The following is a 20,835-nucleotide window of genomic DNA, read 5'->3' as shown; positions in this document are numbered from 1 at the left end:
CCATGGGCCTGCATTTGAAAGAAGGCGCAGACGACGATCTGGCCGAGAACCACGAAATCAACGTCACCCCGTTCATCGACGTGATGCTGGTGCTGTTGATCATCTTTATGGTGGCCGCTCCGTTGGCCACCGTGGACATCAAGGTTGACCTGCCGGCCTCGACCGCCAAACCGGCGCCGCGGCCAGAGAAACCGGTGTTCCTCAGCGTCAAGGCTGACCAACGCCTGTTCCTGGGCGAAGACGAAGTGAAACCCGAAACACTGGGTGCCACACTCGACGCCAGGACACACGGCAAGAAAGACACGACGATCTTCTTCCAGGCCGATAAGGGCGTGGATTACGGTGACCTCATGAGCGTGATGGACAACCTGCGCTCGGCCGGTTACCTGAAGGTCGGACTGGTCGGTCTCGAGACGGCAGTGAAAAAATGATCACGACGCGCCAAAAGCTGACGCGTTACAGCGGTAGCCTGGCGGTGGTGCTCGGTGTCCATGCGCTGGCCATTGCGCTCGCGCTGAACTGGACCACGCGCCCACCTATCGAGCTGCCGCCGCAGGCGATGATGGTCGAGTTGGCGCCGGTTCCGGCCCCGCCACCACCGGCACCGCCAAAGGTGATAACGCCACCACAACCACCGGCACCGGTGGAAGAGCTGCCGATTCCGAAGCTGGCTGAAGCGCCGAAGGCCGAGATTGCCGTGCCAAAACCGGCCAAGCCAAAGCCCAAGCCACAGCCGCCCAAGCCCGTTGAGAAAAAGCCGGAACCGCCGAAGGAAAAACCTTCGGAGGAAAAACCGGCCGACACGCAACCGACTCAGGCACCGACGGAGAAATCCGCGCAACCGGCACCCGGCCCTTCCCCTGCCCAGATGGCAGCCAAGGCAAGCTGGCAGGGCACCCTGCTCGCTCACCTGGCCAAGTACAAAAAGTACCCGGCCAGTGCTCAGGCACGGGGCAAGGAAGGCCTGAACCGCCTGCGTTTTGTGGTGGATGCCGAAGGCAACGTGTTGTCGTTCGAGCTGGTGGGCCGCTCCGGCAACGCCGATCTGGACCGGGCTACCCTGGAAATGATCCGCCGCGCACAACCGCTGCCCAAGCCTCCGGCCGGCATGCTGACCAACGGCTCGATTGAAATCGTTGCACCGTTTGTTTACTCGCTGGAACGCCGGCGCTAAACACGCAGCTGTAGTGTAGGAGCGAGCTTGCTCGCGATGGTCTTCAACGCTGACGCTGGGTCCCTGACACCCCGCAGCGTTCTCAAGTCCATCGCGAGCAAGCTCGCTCCTACAGGGTTGGGTTCGACGGAACACGCCAAAGGCACCGCAAACACGCATTACAAGGTGTCACTCGACACCCGCACTCTGATAACGTGCGTCTATCGATTGCAGTCGGTATGCTTGGCTCGCAACTTCATGGACGCTCGCTATGACTCTCACAGAATTACGCTACATCGTTACCCTCGCCCAAGAGCAGCACTTCGGCCATGCGGCCGAGCGTTGCCACGTCAGCCAACCGACCCTGTCGGTGGGCGTGAAGAAGCTTGAAGACGAACTCGGTGTGCTGATTTTCGAGCGCAGCAAGAGCGCCGTGCGCCTGACGCCCGTTGGCGAAGGCATCGTGGCCCAGGCGCAGAAAGTCCTGGAGCAGGCACAAGGCATCCGCGAACTGGCCCAGGCCGGCAAGAACCAGCTGACCGCCCCGCTGAAAGTCGGCGCGATCTACACCGTCGGCCCGTACCTGTTCCCCCACCTGATTCCACAACTGCACCGGGTTGCCCCGCAGATGCCGTTGTACATCGAAGAGAACTTCACCCACGTGTTGCGCGACAAACTGCGCAATGGCGAACTCGACGCGATCATCATCGCCCTGCCGTTCGCCGAAGCCGACGTGCTGACCCTGCAACTCTACGATGAGCCGTTCTATGTCCTGATGCCGGCCCAGCACCCGTGGACGCAGAAAGAAACCATCGACGCCGGCCTGCTCAACGACAAGAGCCTGCTGTTGCTTGGCGAAGGCCATTGCTTCCGCGACCAGGTGCTCGAAGCCTGCCCGACCCTGACCAAGGGCGGTGACGGCGCCAAGCACACCACGGTGGAGTCCAGCTCGCTGGAAACCATCCGCCACATGGTCGCCTCGGGGCTGGGCATCTCGGTCCTGCCGTTGTCGGCCGTGGACAGCCACCATTACGCCCCTGGGGTGATCGAAGTGCGCCCGCTGACGCCACCTGTTCCTTTCCGCACCGTGGCCATCGCCTGGCGCGCCAGCTTCCCACGGCCCAAAGCGATTGAAATCCTCGCTGACTCCATTCGCCTGTGCTCGGTGGCCAAGCCATCAGCGCCGGTGGTTGCAGCTTAAGTCGCACGCATGACCGAGTTGTCGCAGGTATCGGTGACGGCACTCAAGGGTGTTGGCGAGGCCATGGCCGAGAAACTGGCCAAGGTCGGCCTGGAGAATCTTCAGGACGTGCTGTTTCACCTGCCGCTGCGTTATCAGGACCGCACGCGCGTGGTCCCGATTGGCCACTTGCGACCCGGGCAGGACGCCGTGGTCGAAGGCACCGTCAGCGGTGCCGACGTGGTCATGGGACGTCGTCGCAGCCTGGTGGTGCGCATGCAGGACGGCACCGGCGGGCTCAGCCTGCGCTTCTACCATTTCAGCAACGCGCAAAAAGAAAGCCTCAAGCGTGGCACGCGGATTCGCTGCTACGGCGAAGTGCGGCCCGGCGCGTCGGGGCTGGAAATTTACCACCCGGAATACCGCGCCATCACCGGTGACGAACCCCCGCCCGTGGATGAAACCCTGACGCCGGTCTATCCGTTGACCGAAGGCCTCACGCAACAGCGCCTGCGCCAGTTGTGCATGCAAACGCTGACGATGCTTGGCCCGACCAGCCTGCCCGACTGGCTGCCGACCGAACTCGCCCGGGACTACCAACTGGCGCCGCTGGCGGATGCAATCCGCTACTTGCACAACCCGCCGGCCGATGCCGATGTGGATGAACTCGCCCTGGGACATCACTGGGCGCAGCACCGTCTGGCCTTTGAAGAACTGTTGACTCACCAGTTGTCCCAGCAGCGATTGCGCGAAAGCATGCGCTCGCTGCGTGCGCCAGCGATGCCCAAAGCCACCCGGTTACCGGTGAAGTACCTGGCCAACCTCGGCTTCAGCCCAACCGGCGCGCAACAGCGGGTGGGCAACGAGATCGCCTACGACCTCAGCCAGCATGAACCGATGCTGCGCCTGATCCAGGGTGACGTGGGCGCCGGCAAAACCGTGGTGGCGGCCCTCGCCGCACTGCAGGCGCTGGAGGCCGGTTATCAGGTCGCGTTGATGGCGCCCACCGAGATCCTTGCGGAACAGCATTTCATCACGTTCAAACGCTGGCTCGAACCCCTGGGCATCGAAGTGGCGTGGCTGGCCGGCAAGCTCAAGGGCAAGAACCGAACCGCCGCGCTGGAACAGATTGCCAGCGGCGCACCGATGGTGGTCGGCACCCATGCGCTGTTCCAGGATGAAGTCCAGTTCAAGAACCTGGCGCTGGTCATCATCGACGAGCAACACCGCTTCGGCGTGCAGCAACGCCTGGCGCTGCGCCAGAAAGGCGTGGGCGGCCGCATGTGCCCACACCAATTGATCATGACCGCCACACCGATCCCGCGCACGCTGGCCATGAGCGCCTACGCCGACCTCGACACCTCGATCCTCGACGAACTGCCGCCCGGCCGGACTCCGGTGAACACCGTACTGGTCACTGACACACGCCGCGTCGAAGTCATCGAACGGGTGCGCAGCGCCTGCGCTGAGGGGCGGCAAGCGTACTGGGTGTGCACGCTGATCGAAGAGTCCGAAGAGCTGACCTGCCAGGCCGCTGAAACCACCTTTGAGGACCTCACCGCCGCGCTGGGCGAACTGAAAGTCGGGTTGATCCACGGCCGCATGAAGCCGGTTGAAAAGGCTGCGGTCATGGCCGAGTTCAAAGCCGGTCACCTGCAACTGCTGGTGGCCACCACCGTGATCGAAGTGGGTGTGGACGTGCCGAACGCGAGCCTGATGATCATTGAAAACCCCGAACGCCTGGGCCTGGCGCAACTGCACCAGCTGCGCGGTCGCGTGGGTCGCGGCAGCGCCGCCAGCCATTGCGTGCTGCTCTACCATCCGCCGCTGTCGCAGATCGGTCGGCAGCGCCTGGGTATCATGCGTGAAACCAATGACGGGTTTGTCATCGCCGAAAAGGACCTGGAACTGCGTGGTCCCGGCGAAATGCTCGGCACGCGGCAAACCGGTCTGCTTCAATTCAAGGTCGCGGACCTGATGCGTGATGCCGACTTGCTGCCGGCGGTGCGCGATGCCGCGCAAGCCCTGCTGGAACGCTGGCCCAACCACGTCAGCCCGCTGCTCGACCGCTGGCTGCGCCACGGGCAGCAATACGGCCAAGTGTGAGCACCGTCGCAGTTTGTGGACGATGCTTTTAACCAAGCTGGTTATACTCCTGCCACTGTTTGAATACGGATACACACCATGACTGAAGCTGCCCTCGTCCCAGAAACCCCGCACGCTCCGTCTGTGATTCGGCTGCTGCTCAACAAATTGGGCATCGCGTACGAAGAAGTTCTCGACCATCACGGCTTGAACGCCTCGCGCAAAGTGCAGGCCGTGCTGCTCGACGACGCGGTGGGCGCTCTCATGGTGCTGTTCCCACAGAGCCAACTGCTCGACCTCAATCGCCTCGCCGAACTGACCGGCCGCCGCCTCACCGCCGTGTCCACCGAACGCCTGGAAAAAATGCTCGGCAAGCACAGCCTGAGCCTGTTGCCCGGCCTGCCGGCGCTGACCAGCTCGCCGTGCCTGTACGAAGAAAGCCTGCTGCGTGAACCCAAGTTGCTGATCAACTCGGGCGAGCCCGGCCTGCTGCTGGAAATCACCAGCGAAGCGTTCAAGTCGATGCTCACCAAGGCCAGCGCCGCCAACTTCGGTGAAAACGTCAGCAGCATCCGCCCCAACCTTGACCGCCCCGACGACGATCGGGAGGAAATCACCCAGGCCGTTCAGGCGTTCACGGCGCGACGCATCCAGCAACGGCTGGAAGCGACCATTGAAATTCCGCCGCTGGCCGAGACGGCGCAAAAGATCATCAAGCTACGCGTTGACCCCAACGCCACCATCGACGACATCACCGGCGTGGTAGAAACCGACCCGGCCCTGGCCGCGCAAGTGGTGAGCTGGGCCGCGTCGCCGTACTACGCTTCGCCGGGCAAGATTCGTTCAGTGGAAGATGCGATCGTGCGGGTGCTGGGTTTCGACCTGGTGATCAACCTCGCGCTGGGCTTGGCCCTGGGCAAAACCCTGAGCCTGCCCAAGGACCATCCGCAACACACCACGCCGTACTGGCAGCAGTCGATCTACACCGCCGCCGTCATCGAAGGCCTGACCCGCGCCATGCCGCGCGCCCAGCGCCCGGAATCCGGCCTGACCTACCTCGCCGGCCTGCTGCACAACTTTGGCTACCTGCTGCTGGCCCACGTGTTCCCGCCGCACTTCTCGCTGATCTGCCGCCACCTGGAGGTCAACCCGCACCTGTGCCACAGCTACATCGAGCAACACCTGCTGGGCATCAGCCGCGAACAGATCGGCGGCTGGCTGATGCGCTACTGGGACATGCCCGACGAACTGTCCACCGCCCTGCGCTTCCAGCACGACCCCCACTACGACGGCGCCTACGCCGAGTACCCGAACCTGGTTTGCCTGTCGGTGCGCCTGCTGCGCGCCCGCGGCATCGGCTCCGGCCCGGACGAAGACATCCCCGACGCCCTGCTGGAACGCGTCGGCCTGACCCGCGACAAAGCCAACGACGTGGTCAGCAAGGTGCTTGAAGCCGAAGTGCTGCTGCGCGAACTGGCTTCGCAGTTCTCACAGGCCTGAAACCACTCCGCAGCAAGCTCGCTCCTACAGTTGACCTCATTCTCCCTGTGGGAGCGGGCTTGCCCGCGATGGTCGTCAACGATGACGAGGGCCGTCTGGCACCCAGCGGTGTCTGGGCCACCATCGCGAGCAAGCTCGCTCCTACAGTTGATCCCTTGAAATGCTCACCCCGACCTCAAACCTTGGGCACCGCCTTGGCCTTCCTCGGCTTCAAATACTTGGTCAACCCCTGGAACCAGATCACCAGCGCCGGGTTGCCCTTGATCTGGATCGACTTGTCCTGAATCCCCGTCATGAACGCCAGTTGCTTGTTCTTGGCTTGCATCGTGGCGAATCCATAAGCGGCGTCCTTGAACGCAATGGCAAACGCAGGCTCGGCGTAGACGCCCGAATGGCTGGTGATGCGCTGATCCTTGACGCGGAAATGCCGCGAGACCTTGCCGTCCAACGTCTGTAGTTGAAACACCAAGTCCTTGTCACCCAACTGCTGCTGAAACGCAGGATTGGTCCTACTGGCCTTGCCCATCAGCAAACCCAGCATCCACAAAAGAAAACGAAATTTCATGCGCACAGCCTCAGTGGGGAAATGAACGGCTGGCGCAGTTTAGCGACTTGGTGAAATAACGCCACTATCTGAATACGTTTGAAGAAGATGAGTGTGTTTTTGGCGCCAATGACTACCAAGTCATCAACTAAACGCTGTTGTTTAAACACGACCGGGTTTTAGTCTTCATACGCTCGAGACTCGGTGATTTTTCCTTCAATACGTAGCGCCCTGCGTGAACTAGGCAGGCTTAACATCCCCCTATAGCCTGTTCTCGTCGCCGCAAAAAACGGTGACACGGACGTGCAAGTCCGTCCCCAGGAGCACATTTGTTTATGGCTATTCAGCGAGCGTTTTCCTATGCTCGCGAATCGTTATGGCGGCTGTGCGTCGGAGACCCTCGGGTCTGCCGATTCCTGGATCGGTCTTGCACACCAGCGCACAGCTGCCACCTCTTTCGAAGCGCAAGCGAAACGGTGTCAGTCCCTAAATCCCAGGAGCGACACCATGATCAAACCCACTCCCAACCCACCAGACGACTTCACAACTTCCCCGTACGAATCACCCGGTTCGAAGAAGCTTCACGACGCCGTTCAGCGCGCCCTTGATCATCACTTTCCCCCCAGCGAACCGGAGTCGCCAAACGACAAGGAATCGCTGTTCAGCGTGAGCCCTGGCGTCCACACCGAAACCCTGCTCGCCAATGCTTCCGAGGACTTGCTCGCCATTAGCGCCATCGCCGTGGACCTCGCCGATACCGTGGACGGTTCGCGCCGTTCCGTAGCCTTGGCAATCAGCCGGATCGCCGACGGTGTTCACTTGTTGGTGGAGCGTGCATTGGATCATTTGGATGACCCCGGCATGGCGGCCATTGTCGCGAAGCAAGAAAGGAGAGCGGCTGACGTTTAGGTGAGTGCTACAAAAAATGGGCACTCAACCCTCGGTTGGCGTGCCCATTTTTTATCCCACTGACCCGTCAGGCGGGTAGTCGGTACGTGTTACGGATTGACGCTGTCTTTCAACGATTTGCCTGGCTTGAACGCGACGGTATTGCTGGCCTTGATTTTGACGGGCTCACCGGTTTGCGGGTTTTTGCCGGTGCGGGCGCCGCGGTGGCGTTGCAGGAAGGTCCCGAAGCCGACCAGCGTTACGGTGTCCTTGCGGTGCAGGGCGCCGGTGATTTCTTCGAGAACGGCGTTAAGAACGCGACTGGCCTGTTCTTTGGTGAGATCTGCTTTCTCCGCGATGGCTGCGGCGAGTTCTGGTTTACGCATAAGTGAAGCCCCTTTGACGGTTTTTTGTTGTTATGTCCGTGCTGCTCTCGTTGGAACAGCGCCCAAAGCGCCGCAGGTGCTCTACTCTGCGGCAGACCGGAGTGAGAATGGCACGCGCCGAGTGGCGGCGCCAGCCTGCGCACGACGTTTGTAACAACAAAAGAGGGGTTATTGCGACAGAACGCCCGCCATTTACGCCAGCAATGGTGGAAGTTCTTTGTTCAGCGCCAGTTTGTCCATCACCGCCGCACCGGTCAGGGCGTAACCCAGCAGCTTGCCACCTGCGTCGCGGCACAGCACCTTGATGTCAGCGCCCTGCCCTTCGACCGTCCAAACACCTTCCGTCCCCCGTGGCGGCGGGGACACAACCAACGGGCAGACCGGCGTTTTGACGGTGATCGGCATCGCGCCGTAGCTCACGGCCGTGGGATTGCCGGCCAGGGTTTGGGCCAGCGCTCTCGCACAGCTCATTAGGGGCATGACGTACAGCAGATTCAGCCCGTCGACCTCGGCGCAGTCGCCCAGGGCGTAGATGTTGGCGTGGGAAGTCTTGAGGTGGCGGTCGGCGACCACGCCGCGATTGACCTGCACGCCGGCAGCCGCCGCCAGATCAATGCGCGGACGCAGGCCGATGGCCGAGACCACCACGTCGCAGGCAATCACCTGACCGTCCGACAGGTGCGCTTCAAGGCCATCCGCCACGCGCTGCAAGCGGTTCAGAACCGGCCCCAGGTGGAAGCGCGCGCCGAGGCTTTCCAGCCCGGCTTGCACTGCCGCAGCGGCCGCTGGGTGCAGCAGCATCGGCATGACTTGCTCGCACGGTGCCACCAGTTGCACCTCGAAACCGCCGAGGATCAGGTCGTTGGCGAATTCACAGCCAATCAGGCCCACGCCCAGCATCAACACCCGACGCTTGCCGGCGGCGAAGGCGCGAAAGCGTGCGTAATCTTCCAGGTCGTTGATCGGGAACACCGCGTCGCCGGCATCGCCTTCGATGGGCACACGCACGGTCTCGGCGCCCCAGGCCAGGATCAGGTCGCGGTAGATGACCGCCTCTTCACCGATCCACAGGCGCTTGTGGCCGGGGTCGATGCCGCTGATGCGGGTGTGGGTGCGTATTTCGGCCTTCAACTGTTCGGCCATGGCGCCGGGTTCGGCCATGCTCAGGCCGTCGGCGTCCTTGTTCTTGCCAAAACCGGTGGACAGCATCGGCTTGGAGTAAGAGCGCCCGTCATCGGCCGTGATCAGCAGCAGCGGGGTTTCGCCATCGAGTTTGCGAAACTCGCGGGCCAGGTTGTAGCCCGCCAGGCCAGTGCCTACGATTACGACCGGTGCGTTCATGCCTTACTCCTTGATAGGTCTCAGTTGATTTCGATCATTTCGAAATCCATCTTGCCCACGCCACAATCCGGGCACAGCCAGTCTTCCGGTACGTCTTGCCACAGGGTACCCGGCGCAATGCCGTCATCCGGCCAACCGTCGGCTTCGTTGTAGATCAGGCCACAGACCACACATTGCCACTTTTTCATTGCGCTACTTCCTCAGGTTCAGGCTCATCGCCGGCGCGGACGGTCGATGGTTGCAGCGTTGCCGTCCGGCTCAGGGCGTTTTTGTACTGGGGGTGCCCGGCAGATGCAAGCCTGTTCGATGCACCGGCCCGCCTCATCACTCAATATGATGGGCTGACATGGTAAGCTCGCCGCCTCATTTGCTGCCAATAACGACTCACTGTGCCGCACTCTACTTCCCTCCGCACGGCCCCGCTCTGGCTCGCTCGCAGCCAGCTCGCTCCTCTCCCCGACGCCGCGACCCTGGACTGGCTCTTCGACGAAGGTTCGCTGACCCGTCGGCTGACGCGCCTGTCGAACGACGGTTTCAGCGTGACGCCGTTGTTCGAAGGCTGGCAGACGCTGCGCGCCGATGAGTGCGCGGCGCTGGACCTGGCCGAAGGCAGCGACGGCTGGGTGCGCGAGGTGTACCTGCGCGGTCACGGTCAAGCCTGGGTGTTCGCTCGCAGTGTGGCGGCGCGCAGCGCGTTGCAGGGCGACGGGCTGCACATGGATGAGTTGGGCAGCCGTTCGCTGGGCGAGTTGCTGTTTTCCGACAAGGCGTTCACCCGGCGCGCCATCGAGGTTTGCCATTATCCTCAGCAATGGCTGCCACCTGAGTCCAGCGCGCCTGAATTGTGGGGCCGGCGCTCGCGTTTCGACCGTGGCGCCTTGAGCGTGCTGGTGGCCGAAATTTTCCTGCCGACCTTGTGGCTCGCCACCCGCGCCCACCCGGAGAACTGCTGATGTATCAGAGCCTGCTCAAGTCCCTGAATCGTTTGAACCCCCGGGCCTGGGATTTCATTCAGCTGACGCGCATGGACAAGCCCATCGGCATTTACCTGCTTCTGTGGCCAACGCTGTGGGCGCTGTGGATTGCTGGCAAGGGCAGCCCGTCGCTGGCCAACATCGTGATTTTCGTGCTCGGTGTGGTGCTGACCCGCGCTGGCGGTTGCGTGATCAACGACTGGGCGGATCGCAAGGTCGACGGCCATGTGAAGCGCACCGAGCAACGGCCACTGGTCAGCGGCAAGATCAGCTCGCGCGAAGCCCTGGTGTTCTTTGCGCTGTTGATGGGCGTGAGTTTCCTGCTGGTGTTGTGCACCAACGCGACCACGGTGTGGTTATCGTTCGGCGGCCTGGCGCTGGCGTTCAGTTACCCGTTCATGAAGCGCTACACCTATTACCCGCAAGTGGTGCTGGGCGCGGCGTTTTCCTGGGGCATGCCGATGGCGTTCACCGCCGAGACCGGTGAACTACCGGCAGCGGCGTGGTTGCTGTGGATTGCCAACCTGCTGTGGACGGTGGGCTACGACACCTATTACGCCATGACCGACCGCGATGACGATTTGAAGATCGGGGTCAAATCCACGGCGATTCTGTTTGGCGAGGCGGACCGGGTGATCATCGTGAGCCTGCAAGCGTTGGCGTTGGGTTGCCTGTTGCTGGCGGGGTCGAAATTTGAGCTGGGTGTGTGGTTCCACCTGGGGTTGCTGGTGGCGGCGGGCTGTTTTGCCTGGGAGTTCTGGTACACCCGTGGCAAGGACCGGATGCGTTGCTTCAAGGCGTTCTTGCACAACCACTGGGCGGGACTGGCGATTTTTGTCGGGATCGTGCTGGATTACGCGTTGCGTTGAGGGCCCCTGTAGGAGCGAGCTTGCTCGCGATGGTCGAAAGGACGCCGCGGGGTGTCAGGTTTCCAGCGTAATCGTTGGCGACCATCGCGAGCAAGCTCGCTCCTACAGTGACAGGGGATTGCTTACTTGTGCTCGTGCAGCACGTGCCACACGTCTTTCATGCCGTCACCTTTCATTTCGCCCGGTTTTTCATCCTTGACGAAGGTGTACAACGGTTTGCCGTCGTAGGCGTACTGCATCATGCCGTCATCGCGCTTGATGACCGACCATTTACCTTCAGCCTTGGCTCCCGCCGGCGCCATCATCGGTGGCCAGTTCTTGGCGCAATCGGCGTTGCACATCGACTTGCCGCCGGCGTCCTTGTCGAACGTGTAAAGCGTCATCCCTTTGTGATCGACCATCATCCCGTCCTTCATCATCGCAGGCTCGGCCGCGAAGGCCATAGCGGGCACGCAAAGGGCGGCTGCCAGCATCAGGGCTTTAAGGGATTGCGAGTAGTGAGTCATGGAAACCTTCTCTTGTGGTTGTCAGGATTCGGACTTAGAGAATAGTTCAGGATCGCTCCAATCGCCGGCCAGCTAAAATGTTGTCACACGACTGCAATAATTCCGTTATCTAATGCGGCGCAAGACAGTTAAATGACAAGAGGATTAATGGCATGGTTGGCAGGAGCATTCTGATCGTCGACGACGAAGCGCCCATCCGCGAGATGATCGCCGTTGCGCTGGAAATGGCCGGCTATGACTGCCTCGAGGCCGAGAACTCGCAGCAGGCGCACGCGGTCATCGTCGACCGCAAGCCGGACCTTATCCTGCTCGACTGGATGCTGCCCGGCACGTCCGGCATCGAGTTGGCCCGCCGCCTCAAGCGTGATGAACTGACCGGGGACATCCCGATCATCATGCTCACTGCCAAGGGCGAAGAGGACAACAAGATCCAGGGCCTGGAAGTCGGCGCCGACGATTACATCACCAAACCCTTCTCCCCCCGCGAGCTGGTGGCCCGCCTCAAGGCCGTGCTGCGCCGTGCCGGACCGACCGATGGCGAGGCCCCCATCGAAGTGGGCGGCCTGCTGCTGGACCCGATCAGCCACCGCGTAACCATCGACGGCAAACCGGCCGAGATGGGCCCGACGGAATACCGCTTGCTGCAATTTTTCATGACCCACCAGGAACGCGCCTACACACGCGGCCAGTTGCTGGATCAGGTCTGGGGCGGCAACGTCTATGTCGAAGAGCGTACCGTCGACGTGCATATTCGTCGCCTGCGCAAAGCCCTCGGCGATGCCTACGAAAATCTGGTACAAACCGTGCGCGGCACAGGTTATCGGTTCTCGACCAAAGCCTGATCCGGACCGCCCGACAAGCTGACAAGGACGCGCGTTAACGTGAACCAAAACTGGCATGGCATCCTCATTCGCCACATGCTGCTACTGGTCACCGCCTGCCTGGTGATCGGCTTGATTACCGGCTATTACGGCTGGAGCCTTGTCGCAGGCCTGGGCCTTTACCTGGCCTGGACCCTCAAGCAATTGCTGCGTCTGCACGAGTGGCTGCGCTTGCACAAACCCGATGAAGCACCGCCCGATGGCTACGGCCTGTGGGGTGAGGTATTCGACAGCATTTATCACCTGCAACGGCGCGACCAACGGGTACGCGGGCGCCTGCAAGCGGTGATCGATCGTGTCCAGGAGTCCACCGCCGCGCTCAAGGACGCGGTGATCATGCTCGACACCGACGGCAACCTGGAATGGTGGAACCGCGCCGCCGAAACCCTGCTGGGCCTCAAGACGCCGCAGGACAGCGGACAGCCAGTGACCAATCTGGTGCGTCATCCGCGTTTCAAGGAATATTTCGAGCAGGACAACTACGCCGAACCGCTTGAAATCCCTTCACCGACCAACGACCGCGTGCGTATTCAGCTTTACATCACCCGCTACGGCAATAACGAACACCTGATGCTGGTGCGCGACGTGACGCGCATCCATCAGCTGGAGCAGATGCGCAAGGACTTCATCGCCAACGTCTCCCACGAACTGCGCACACCATTGACGGTGATCTGCGGCTACCTGGAAACGCTGCTCGACAACGTCGAGGAAGTGAACCCGCGCTGGAGCCGCGCCCTGCAGCAAATGCAGCAGCAAGGTGGGCGCATGCAGACGCTGCTCAACGATTTGTTGTTGTTGGCCAAGCTGGAAGCCACCGATTACCCGTCCGACAACCACCCGGTGGCCATCGACGGCTTGCTGCAATCGATCAAGAGCGATGCGCAGCAATTGTCCGGGCAGAAGAACCAGCGCATTACCCTGGAAGTGGACCCGACGATCCATCTCAAGGGCAGCGAAGCCGAACTGCGCAGCGCATTTTCCAACCTGGTATTCAACGCAGTGAAATACACCCCGGCCGAAGGCAACATCCGCATTCGCTGGTGGGGCGATGAGCAAGGGGCACACTTGAGCGTGCAGGACTCGGGCATCGGCATCGACAGCAAGCACCTGCCGCGCCTGACCGAACGCTTCTATCGGGTGGATTCCAGCCGCAACTCCAACACCGGTGGCACCGGGCTCGGGCTGGCCATCGTCAAGCATGTGCTGCTGCGCCATCGCGCGCGCATGGAAATCAGCAGCGTGCCGGGCCACGGCAGTACGTTTACCTGCCATTTCGCTCCGGCCCAGGTCAGCCAAACACGGGCAATCAGCACCGCCGACTGATACCGGCCAGCACGCGCCACTAGGCAATCGTCCGGTCAGCCGCTACATTGGCTGACTTGTGCCTGCCTTTCAGGCGCTGCATTTTTCCCCTTTTCGAATACACGGAAACCGCAAAACTCCATCATGGACCCTTCCCCTGGCTTGACCCTCGCGACACTTTTCGCCGATTTCGGCATGATTCTTTTTGCTCTGATCCTGGTCCTGCTCAACGGTTTTTTCGTTGCTGCGGAATTTGCCATGGTCAAGCTGCGCTCGACCCGAGTCGAGGCCATCGCCGATAAAAACGGCTGGCGCGGGCACATCCTGCGTACCGTTCACAGTCAGCTCGATGCCTACCTGTCGGCGTGCCAGTTGGGTATCACCCTCGCCTCCCTGGGCCTGGGCTGGGTCGGTGAACCGGCCTTCGCGCACATCCTCGAACCGTTGCTGGAAACCGTTGGCGTGCAGTCGCCCGAAGTGATCAAGGGCGTGTCGTTCTTCGCCGCGTTCTTCGTGATTTCGTACCTGCACATCGTGGTGGGCGAGCTGGCGCCAAAATCCTGGGCCATCCGCAAACCCGAACTGCTGTCGCTGTGGACCGCCGTGCCGCTGTACCTGTTCTACTGGCTGATGTACCCGGCGATCTACCTGCTCAACGCCAGCGCCAACACCATTCTGCGTATCGCTGGCCAAGGTGAGCCCGGCCCGCATCACGAACACCATTACAGCCGGGAAGAACTCAAGCTGATCCTGCACTCCAGCCGTGGTCAGGACCCCAGCGACCAAGGCATGCGCGTGCTGGCCTCGGCCGTGGAAATGGGCGAGCTGGAAGTGGTCGACTGGGCCAACTCCCGTGAAGACCTGGTGACGCTTGAGTTCAACGCGCCGCTCAAGGAAATCCTGGCGATGTTCCGTCGACACAAGTTCAGCCGCTACCCGGTGTACGACAGCGAGCGTCAGGAGTTCGTCGGCCTGCTGCACATCAAGGACCTGCTGCTGGAACTGGCAGCCCTGGATCACATTCCCGAGTCGTTCAACCTGGCTGAGCTGACCCGCCCGCTGGAGCGCGTGTCGCGGCACATGCCGCTGTCGCAACTGCTGGAGCAGTTCCGCAAGGGCGGTTCACACTTTGCCCTGGTCGAGGAGGCCGACGGCAACGTCATCGGTTACCTGACCATGGAAGACGTGCTGGAAGTGCTGGTGGGCGATATCCAGGACGAACACCGCAAGGCGGAACGCGGCATCCTGGCCTACCAGCCGGGCAAGCTGTTGGTGCGCGGTGACACGCCGCTGTTCAAGGTCGAGCGCCTGCTGGGCATCGATCTGGACCACGTCGAGGCCGAAACCCTGGCCGGGTTGGTCTACGAATCGCTCAAGCGGGTGCCGGAAGAGGAAGAAGTGCTGGAAGTCGAAGGCCTGCGGATCATCATCAAGAAGATGAAGGGGCCGAAGATCATTTTGGCCAAGGTGTTGATGATTGATTGAGGGCGCCTGGATTTAAGACCGAGGCGCGGCCATCGCGGGCAAGCCCGCTCCTACAGGATGAGGCCGAACCAGCCAACCCCCTACTGTTTGCCCAACGCAAAGTTGGGCAACACCCCCATCGGCTGCTTGAACTGGTACGGAATCGAGACCAGGCCCAACCCGGTATTGCGCTGCACCACAAAATGCAGGTGTGGCCCACTGCTGTTGCCGGTGTTGCCCGAGAGCGCCAACGCAGTGCCCACTGACACCCGCTGCCCTTCGCGAACGATCACCGAGCCTTGCTTGAGGTGCAGGTACACGCCCATCGTCCCGTCATCGTGCAGCACCCGCACAAAATTACCGGCGGGGTCGTTGCCGCGCCCGGTCTGCGCATTCTCGGTTTTCACCACCACCCCGCCACGCGCCGCAATGATCGGAGTGCCTTCGGGCATGGCGATGTCCATGGCGTATCGGTTCTTGGGGCCGAAGTGGCTGTACTGGCCATTATTGCCCTGGCTCAGCCGAAACGGACCACCCCGCCAGGGATACGGGTATTGATAGGCCATGGCAGCCCCTGAGGGGTCGCCCAGGGAATATTCGAACTTGGGGACGTAGGCCAGCGGCTTCTGGGCATCCATCGCCGTGAGCAGCGCCAGGCGAATGCTGCTGCGCGCAGGCATGACCCGGCGAATCGGCCGGCTCGGTGCACCATTGACGTTCTGCAGCCCGGCAAAGCTCAACTCGATCTCGACCGGCGCATATAAGTCATTGCGCACATAGACGCTGTCTGCGCCCTTCTTCTTGGTGATGATCAGGTACACCTGCCGCTCGAGGTGCTCGACCATGCGATCGCGGAAGGTGAACACCTGCGCACCTTTGGACGGGCGGTCGCTGTAAGACACCACGCCATTGGCGTCGGTGGACTTGTAGATCGTCATGGCCGACGCCTGGGCGCCGGCCAACAACAGACCGCAGAAAAACATCGAGCGCATGAACATGGGCAGGATTCTGTCGAGTGATACCTGGGAGTGAGCCTAGCAGCTGCAATGGACCCGGGTAGTCGGCAGAGGTTTCAAAGCGGTGTCGCCTTCATCGCGGGCAAGCCCGCTCCCACAGGGGAACGCATTCCACTGCAGGAGCGAGCTTGCTCGCGATGAGGCCAGCTCAGGCGACGCGGCTATCAGGCACCCGGCACAAAATGCTTCTGCGCCGTACCCCGAGCAATCAGGCGCGACAGGTAGTCGAGCTTTTGCGCGTCCTTGTCGACAAAGCGGAAGGTCAGTTGCAGCCATTCGCTGTCGGGTTTCTGTTCATGGGCGACGATGGCGTGCAGGTAGCCGTTCAAGCGCGCTGTTTCCGCACTTTCGCCCTGTTCCAGGTCGAGCACGGCGCTGTCGAGTACTTGTGGCAGGGCATCGACGCGCTTGACCACCAACAGCGCTTCCTTGAGGCTCAAGGCCTTGATCACACAGGGCTGCACGCCGTTGGGCAGGCGCAATTGGCCCTGGCCACGGCCACCGGTGGCAGCAGAGGCCGCTGGCGCTGGCGCTTTCACCGGCGGGCTGTTGAGCAGACCACGGGACGGCGCAGCGGCAGGTGCCGGGGCGGCAGCCGGCGTCGATGCAACGGCGGCAACGGCCGGTTTGCCGCCCGTCAGCGCGCTCAGGGAATCGTTGCCGAAGGCCGAATTCATCTTGGTCGGTGCACTGTTCATCAAGGTATCGAGTTTGCCGACCTTGTTCAGCGCCTGCTTGACCTTGGTCAGCAGTTGTTCGTTGGTGAAGGGTTTGCTGACGTAACCGGAAACACCGGCCTGGATGGCCTGGACGACGTTTTCCTTGTCGCCACGGCTGGTCACCATCACGAAGGGCATGGTCTTGAGGTTGTCCTGTTCACGACACCAGGTCAGCAGCTCCAGGCCAGACATTTCCGGCATTTCCCAGTCGCACAGGACCAGGTCGAACGCTTCGCGCGCCAGGATGGCCTGGGCCTTTTTACCGTTAATGGCGTCTTCGATGCGAATGCCCGGGAAGTAATTACGCAGGCACTTCTTCACCAGGTCACGAATGAACGACGCATCGTCCACGACCAATACACTGACCTTACTCATCCATCACCCCTTTAAAAAATCCTGGCAAGCATACCGCTTTACTGATGGCACTTCGCCATAAACCTCAGTCACGCCGGGACTTTTCGTTCGCGGGTGCTGCTGTGCAATTCTGGCCCGTAAACAAAAACGCCCGGCCAAAAGACCGGGCGCTTTACTAGGGCAATCTTATTTATCGTCAGCTTCGCCCGGAACATTAGCGGTTTCACCACTTGTGCCTTCAACTTCTTCCTTCATGCGCTTGAGGCCCATGTGGCGCACGTCGGTGCCGCGCACCAGGTAAATCACCAATTCGGAGATGTTGCGCGCGTGGTCGCCGATGCGCTCCAGCGAACGCAGCACCCAGATGATGCTCAACACCCGCGAGATAGAGCGTGGGTCTTCCATCATGTAGGTGGCCAGTTCACGCAACGCCGTCTTGTACTCGCGGTCGATGATCTTGTCGTACTGCGCCACCGACAACGCCAGGTCCGCGTCGAAGCGGGCGAAAGCGTCCAGCGCGTCACGCACCATGTTACGCACCTGGTCGCCAATGTGGCGCACTTCGACGTAACCACGCGGCGCTTCGCCTTCCTCGCACAACTGGATGGCGCGGCGGGCGATCTTGGTCGACTCGTCGCCGATACGCTCCAGATCAATCACCGACTTGGAAATGCTGATGATCAACCGCAGGTCGGACGCCGCCGGCTGACGACGGGCCAGAATGCGCAGACATTCTTCGTCGATGTTGCGCTCCATCTGGTTGATCTGTTCATCGATCTCGCGCACTTGCTGAGCCAGGCCGGAGTCCGCCTCGATCAATGCAGTGACCGCGTCGTTGACCTGCTTTTCCACCAGCCCGCCCATGGCCAGGAGGTGGCTGCGCACTTCCTCGAGCTCGGCGTTGAATTGCGCGGAAATGTGATGGGTAAGGCCTTCCTTCGAAATCATGGGTTTGCTCCGCAAAAGCTGTAAGCCGCAAGCTACGAGCTGCAAGCTGTTTAATGTCGTACCCGAACTGCTCTTACTTGCCGCTTGAAGCTTGCGGCTTGTAACTGCCTCAACTAGCCATATCGACCGGTAATGTAGTCTTCGGTCTGCTTCTTCGCCGGATTGGTGAACAGGGTATCGGTGTCGCCGAATTCCACCAGTTTGCCCATGTACATGAACGCCGTGTAGTCGGAGACCCGTGCGGCCTGTTGCATGTTATGGGTGACGATGACGATGGTGAACTTCGATTTCAGCTCATAAATCAGCTCTTCGACCTTGAGCGTGGAAATCGGGTCGAGTGCCGAGCACGGTTCGTCCAGCAGCAGCACTTCGGGCTCCACGGCGATGGTGCGGGCGATCACCAGACGCTGTTGCTGGCCACCGGACAGGCCCAGTGCCGAATCGTGCAGGCGGTCTTTGACCTCGTCCCACAACGCCGCGCCTTTCAATGCCCACTCGACGGCTTCGTCGAGCACGCGTTTTTTGTTGATGCCCTGGATGCGCAGGCCGTACACCACGTTTTCGTAGATCGTTTTCGGAAACGGGTTGGGCTTCTGGAACACCATGCCCACGCGGCGACGCAGCTCGGCCACGTCTTCGCCCTTGCGGTAGATGTTGTTGCCGTAGAGGTTGATTTCACCTTCCACGCGGCAGCCGTCGACCAGGTCGTTCATGCGGTTGAAGGTGCGCAGCAGCGTGGACTTGCCGCAGCCGGACGGGCCGATGAAGGCGGTCACGCGCTGTTTCGGGATGTTCATGCTGACGTCGAACAGCGCTTGTTTATCGCCGTAGAACAGGCTCAGGCCTGGCACTTCGATGGCCACGGTTTCCTGCGCCAGGTTCAGGCTTTGCTTGTCGCGACCCAGGGCGGACATGTTGATGCCGTGGGAATGGGTTTCGTGCTGCATGATCTCACTCCGTTCGTAGCTGCAAGCTTCTAGCTGCAAGCTGCAAGTTTGAGCAAAAGCGGCTTGTAGCTTGCCGCTTGTGGCTAATGGCTTTAGCTATCCAACGCTTTGTATTTTTCTCGCAGGTGGTTACGGATCCACACCGCCGACAGGTTCAACGTCGCGATCACCAGCACCAGCAACAGCGCCGTGGCGTAGACCAGCGGCCGCGCCGCTTCGACGTTCGGGCTCTGGAAGCCGACGTCATAAATATGGAAGCCCAGGTGCATGATTTTCTGGTCCAGGTGCAGGTACGGGTAGTTACCGTCCAGCGGCAGCGACGGCGCCAGTTTCACCACGCCCACCAGCATCAGCGGTGCCACTTCGCCAGCGGCGCGAGCGACAGCGAGGATCATGCCGGTCATCATTGCCGGGCTGGCCATGGGCAGTACGATCTTCCACAGGGTTTCCGCCTTGGTTGCGCCGAGGGCCAGCGAGCCTTCGCGCACCGTACGCGGAATCCGTGCCAGCCCTTCTTCGGTGGCCACGATCACCACCGGCACCGCCAGCAGCGCCAGGGTCAGGGACGCCCAGAGCAGGCCTGGCGTACCGAACGTCGGTGCCGGCAGCGCTTCGGGGAAGAACAGGCGGTCGACCGAGCCGCCCAGCACATAGACGAAGAAGCCGAGACCGAACACGCCGTACACAATTGCCGGGACGCCCGCCAGGTTGTTCACCGCAATGCGGATCACCCGGGTCAGTGCGTTCTGCTTGGCGTATTCACGCAGGTACACCGCCGCCAGTACGCCGAACGGGGTCACGATCATCGCCATGATCAGGGTCATCATTACGGTACCGAAGATCGCCGGGAAGATCCCGCCTTCGGTATTGGCCTCACGCGGGTCGTCGCTGAGGAATTCCCAGACCTTGCTGAAGTAGAAACCGATTTTGGTGAAGGTGCCCATGGCGTTCGGCTGGTAGGCGTGAACCACTTTGCCCAGGCCGATTTCGACTTCCTTGCCGTTGGCATCGCGGGCCGTCAACGCATCGCGGTTGAACTGGGTATGCAGGTCAGTCAGACGCGCTTCGATTTCCTGGTAACGGGCATTGAGTTCGGCGCGCTCGGATTCCATGTCCGCTTGCGCAGCCGGGCTGAGTTTGCCTTCCAGTTCCAGTTTGCGGCCATGCAGACGGAGGCGTTCAAGACCTGAGTTGATGGCGCCAATGTCAGTCTTCTCAATGGTCTTGAGCTGGCCCGCAAGCTTGTTCACCCGGTCGATCCGCGCTTGCAGTTCAGGCCACGCCGCTTCGCCTTCTGCGACGACTTTGCCGTCTTGCTTGACGTTGACCAGATAGCCGTAGAAGTTGCCCCACTCGCGACGCTCAATGGCCATCAGCTCCACGGGCGTCGTTTGGTTGGTCAGCCACTCACCGACGACCCACGTGAAGTCGTTACCGTTCAGGTCACGGTTGCCGACCTTGATCAGCTCACGGGTCATGAATTCCGGGCCTTGGTCCGGCACCGGCAGGCCTGCACTTTTCAGGCGTGCGCGGGGCACTTCTTCTTTCTGTACCACTTCGCCGATGACCAGGTGATTACCCTGCCCCGGTACGTCGTAGCTGGCGTGAATCAAGTCCGCCGGCCAGAAGTGACCCAGGCCGCGCACGGCAATCACCGCCAGCAGGCCGATGGTCATGATGACTGCGATGGACACCGCGCCACCACTGATCCAGACACCCGGGGCGCCGCTCTTGAACCATCCTTTCAGGGAGTTCTGTTTCACAGACTTCTACCTTTC

At 61.4% G+C, this 20,835-nt stretch carries 21 protein-coding genes; 11 read left to right on the top strand and 10 right to left on the bottom strand.

The window, feature by feature from the left end; all coding sequences use genetic code 11:
- Positions 1-2: 2 nt before the first annotated feature.
- The 5 genes from exbD to AB4O36_RS26630 all read left to right on the top strand — a co-directional run bounded on the left by exbD (position 3) and on the right by AB4O36_RS26630 (position 5,918).
- Complete coding sequence (gene exbD / locus AB4O36_RS26650; RefSeq protein ID WP_460119666.1) at positions 3-431, top strand: TonB system transport protein ExbD; 429 nt, start codon at positions 3-5, stop codon at positions 429-431.
- A complete protein-coding gene (locus tag AB4O36_RS26645) occupies positions 428-1,174 on the top strand; it encodes an energy transducer TonB family protein (RefSeq protein ID WP_460140652.1) in 747 nt (248 codons plus the stop codon). The genes exbD and AB4O36_RS26645 overlap by 4 nt, the downstream gene beginning before the upstream one ends.
- A gap of 250 nt (positions 1,175-1,424) precedes the next feature.
- Positions 1,425-2,354, top strand: coding sequence for a LysR substrate-binding domain-containing protein (locus AB4O36_RS26640; protein ID WP_460119662.1), 930 nt, complete (start codon positions 1,425-1,427; stop codon positions 2,352-2,354).
- Positions 2,355-2,363: 9 nt separating this feature from the next.
- Positions 2,364-4,439 (top strand): ATP-dependent DNA helicase RecG, encoded by a 2,076-nt coding sequence (recG, locus tag AB4O36_RS26635; protein WP_460119661.1) that lies wholly within the window; start codon positions 2,364-2,366, stop codon positions 4,437-4,439.
- 78 nt (positions 4,440-4,517) lie between these two features.
- Positions 4,518-5,918 (top strand): aminoacyl-tRNA deacylase and HDOD domain-containing protein, encoded by a 1,401-nt coding sequence (locus AB4O36_RS26630; protein ID WP_460119659.1) that lies wholly within the window; start codon positions 4,518-4,520, stop codon positions 5,916-5,918.
- 175 nt (positions 5,919-6,093) lie between these two features.
- Here AB4O36_RS26630 and AB4O36_RS26625 read toward each other — a convergent pair whose 3' ends face one another.
- Positions 6,094-6,483 carry a helicase gene (locus AB4O36_RS26625; RefSeq protein WP_460140651.1) on the bottom strand — a complete coding sequence of 130 codons (390 nt, stop codon included), beginning with the start codon at positions 6,481-6,483 and terminating at the stop codon, positions 6,094-6,096.
- Between the two features lie 486 nt (positions 6,484-6,969).
- On the opposite strand from AB4O36_RS26625, the gene AB4O36_RS26620 reads away from it, so the two are divergent.
- Positions 6,970-7,371: a DUF6124 family protein gene (locus AB4O36_RS26620; protein ID WP_460140650.1), complete on the top strand. Its 402-nt coding sequence runs from the start codon at positions 6,970-6,972 to the stop codon at positions 7,369-7,371.
- A gap of 89 nt (positions 7,372-7,460) precedes the next feature.
- Here the strand turns inward: AB4O36_RS26620 and AB4O36_RS26615 are convergent, their stop codons facing one another.
- From AB4O36_RS26615 to AB4O36_RS26605, 3 genes are all read right to left on the bottom strand, one after another.
- Positions 7,461-7,736, bottom strand: coding sequence for an HU family DNA-binding protein (locus tag AB4O36_RS26615; protein ID WP_460140649.1), 276 nt, complete (start codon positions 7,734-7,736; stop codon positions 7,461-7,463).
- A 192-nt stretch (positions 7,737-7,928) separates the two neighbouring features.
- The gene (locus AB4O36_RS26610) at positions 7,929-9,077 is read right to left on the bottom strand and encodes an NAD(P)/FAD-dependent oxidoreductase (protein ID WP_460140648.1); all 1,149 of its coding nucleotides are present in this window, start codon (positions 9,075-9,077) and stop codon (positions 7,929-7,931) included.
- Positions 9,078-9,097: 20 nt separating this feature from the next.
- Positions 9,098-9,265 (bottom strand): rubredoxin, encoded by a 168-nt coding sequence (locus AB4O36_RS26605; protein ID WP_007954349.1) that lies wholly within the window; start codon positions 9,263-9,265, stop codon positions 9,098-9,100.
- A 201-nt stretch (positions 9,266-9,466) separates the two neighbouring features.
- On the opposite strand from AB4O36_RS26605, the gene AB4O36_RS26600 reads away from it, so the two are divergent.
- Both AB4O36_RS26600 and ubiA read left to right on the top strand, forming a co-directional pair.
- Positions 9,467-10,030: a chorismate--pyruvate lyase family protein gene (locus AB4O36_RS26600; RefSeq protein WP_460119648.1), complete on the top strand. Its 564-nt coding sequence runs from the start codon at positions 9,467-9,469 to the stop codon at positions 10,028-10,030.
- A complete protein-coding gene (gene ubiA, locus AB4O36_RS26595) occupies positions 10,030-10,920 on the top strand; it encodes a 4-hydroxybenzoate octaprenyltransferase (protein ID WP_460119646.1) in 891 nt (296 codons plus the stop codon). Before AB4O36_RS26600 ends, ubiA begins: the two co-directional genes overlap by 1 nt.
- Before the next feature lie 122 nt (positions 10,921-11,042).
- Here ubiA and AB4O36_RS26590 read toward each other — a convergent pair whose 3' ends face one another.
- The gene (locus AB4O36_RS26590) at positions 11,043-11,426 is read right to left on the bottom strand and encodes a COG4315 family predicted lipoprotein (protein ID WP_460140647.1); all 384 of its coding nucleotides are present in this window, start codon (positions 11,424-11,426) and stop codon (positions 11,043-11,045) included.
- Positions 11,427-11,578: 152 nt separating this feature from the next.
- Here AB4O36_RS26590 and phoB point away from each other — a divergent pair, with 152 nt between their 5' ends.
- The 3 genes from phoB (at position 11,579) to AB4O36_RS26575 (ending at position 15,094) form a co-directional block, all read left to right on the top strand.
- Positions 11,579-12,268 carry a phosphate regulon transcriptional regulator PhoB gene (gene phoB / locus AB4O36_RS26585; protein WP_460119642.1) on the top strand — a complete coding sequence of 230 codons (690 nt, stop codon included), beginning with the start codon at positions 11,579-11,581 and terminating at the stop codon, positions 12,266-12,268.
- 75 nt (positions 12,269-12,343) lie between these two features.
- Entirely contained in the window at positions 12,344-13,630 is a 1,287-nt protein-coding gene (gene phoR, locus AB4O36_RS26580; protein WP_460142179.1) for a phosphate regulon sensor histidine kinase PhoR, read from the top strand.
- A gap of 123 nt (positions 13,631-13,753) precedes the next feature.
- Positions 13,754-15,094, top strand: a complete 1,341-nt coding sequence (locus AB4O36_RS26575) for a hemolysin family protein (protein WP_460119640.1) — start codon at positions 13,754-13,756, stop codon at positions 15,092-15,094.
- A gap of 80 nt (positions 15,095-15,174) precedes the next feature.
- Here the strand turns inward: AB4O36_RS26575 and AB4O36_RS26570 are convergent, their stop codons facing one another.
- The 5 genes from AB4O36_RS26570 to pstA form a co-directional block, all read right to left on the bottom strand.
- Positions 15,175-16,071 (bottom strand): peptidoglycan DD-metalloendopeptidase family protein, encoded by an 897-nt coding sequence (locus AB4O36_RS26570; RefSeq protein WP_460119638.1) that lies wholly within the window; start codon positions 16,069-16,071, stop codon positions 15,175-15,177.
- Between the two features lie 182 nt (positions 16,072-16,253).
- Positions 16,254-17,183, bottom strand: a complete 930-nt coding sequence (locus AB4O36_RS26565; protein WP_460140646.1) for a response regulator — start codon at positions 17,181-17,183, stop codon at positions 16,254-16,256.
- Positions 17,184-17,348: 165 nt separating this feature from the next.
- Positions 17,349-18,110, bottom strand: coding sequence for a phosphate signaling complex protein PhoU (gene phoU, locus AB4O36_RS26560; RefSeq protein ID WP_371049745.1), 762 nt, complete (start codon positions 18,108-18,110; stop codon positions 17,349-17,351).
- Positions 18,111-18,223: 113 nt separating this feature from the next.
- Positions 18,224-19,057, bottom strand: coding sequence for a phosphate ABC transporter ATP-binding protein PstB (gene pstB / locus AB4O36_RS26555; protein WP_460119634.1), 834 nt, complete (start codon positions 19,055-19,057; stop codon positions 18,224-18,226).
- 92 nt (positions 19,058-19,149) lie between these two features.
- Positions 19,150-20,820, bottom strand: coding sequence for a phosphate ABC transporter permease PstA (pstA, locus tag AB4O36_RS26550; protein WP_460140645.1), 1,671 nt, complete (start codon positions 20,818-20,820; stop codon positions 19,150-19,152).
- Positions 20,821-20,835: the final 15 nt, after the last annotated feature.

The organism is Pseudomonas sp. S2_E01 (assembly GCF_054668365.1).
This window is presented reverse-complemented; position numbering and strand designations above follow the sequence as displayed.

Coding starts and splice junctions, on each gene's coding strand:
- exbD (WP_460119666.1), top strand. CDS start 3: ATGGGCCTGCATTTGAAAGAAGGCGCAGACGACGATCTGGCCGAGAAC.
- AB4O36_RS26645 (WP_460140652.1), top strand. CDS start 428: ATGATCACGACGCGCCAAAAGCTGACGCGTTACAGCGGTAGCCTGGCG.
- AB4O36_RS26640 (WP_460119662.1), top strand. CDS start 1,425: ATGACTCTCACAGAATTACGCTACATCGTTACCCTCGCCCAAGAGCAG.
- recG (WP_460119661.1), top strand. CDS start 2,364: ATGACCGAGTTGTCGCAGGTATCGGTGACGGCACTCAAGGGTGTTGGC.
- AB4O36_RS26630 (WP_460119659.1), top strand. CDS start 4,518: ATGACTGAAGCTGCCCTCGTCCCAGAAACCCCGCACGCTCCGTCTGTG.
- AB4O36_RS26625 (WP_460140651.1), bottom strand. CDS start 6,483: ATGAAATTTCGTTTTCTTTTGTGGATGCTGGGTTTGCTGATGGGCAAG.
- AB4O36_RS26620 (WP_460140650.1), top strand. CDS start 6,970: ATGATCAAACCCACTCCCAACCCACCAGACGACTTCACAACTTCCCCG.
- AB4O36_RS26615 (WP_460140649.1), bottom strand. CDS start 7,736: ATGCGTAAACCAGAACTCGCCGCAGCCATCGCGGAGAAAGCAGATCTC.
- AB4O36_RS26610 (WP_460140648.1), bottom strand. CDS start 9,077: ATGAACGCACCGGTCGTAATCGTAGGCACTGGCCTGGCGGGCTACAAC.
- AB4O36_RS26605 (WP_007954349.1), bottom strand. CDS start 9,265: ATGAAAAAGTGGCAATGTGTGGTCTGTGGCCTGATCTACAACGAAGCC.
- ubiA (WP_460119646.1), top strand. CDS start 10,030: ATGTATCAGAGCCTGCTCAAGTCCCTGAATCGTTTGAACCCCCGGGCC.
- AB4O36_RS26590 (WP_460140647.1), bottom strand. CDS start 11,426: ATGACTCACTACTCGCAATCCCTTAAAGCCCTGATGCTGGCAGCCGCC.
- phoB (WP_460119642.1), top strand. CDS start 11,579: ATGGTTGGCAGGAGCATTCTGATCGTCGACGACGAAGCGCCCATCCGC.
- phoR (WP_460142179.1), top strand. CDS start 12,344: ATGCTGCTACTGGTCACCGCCTGCCTGGTGATCGGCTTGATTACCGGC.
- AB4O36_RS26575 (WP_460119640.1), top strand. CDS start 13,754: ATGGACCCTTCCCCTGGCTTGACCCTCGCGACACTTTTCGCCGATTTC.
- AB4O36_RS26570 (WP_460119638.1), bottom strand. CDS start 16,071: ATGTTCATGCGCTCGATGTTTTTCTGCGGTCTGTTGTTGGCCGGCGCC.
- AB4O36_RS26565 (WP_460140646.1), bottom strand. CDS start 17,183: ATGAGTAAGGTCAGTGTATTGGTCGTGGACGATGCGTCGTTCATTCGT.
- phoU (WP_371049745.1), bottom strand. CDS start 18,110: ATGATTTCGAAGGAAGGCCTTACCCATCACATTTCCGCGCAATTCAAC.
- pstB (WP_460119634.1), bottom strand. CDS start 19,057: ATGCAGCACGAAACCCATTCCCACGGCATCAACATGTCCGCCCTGGGT.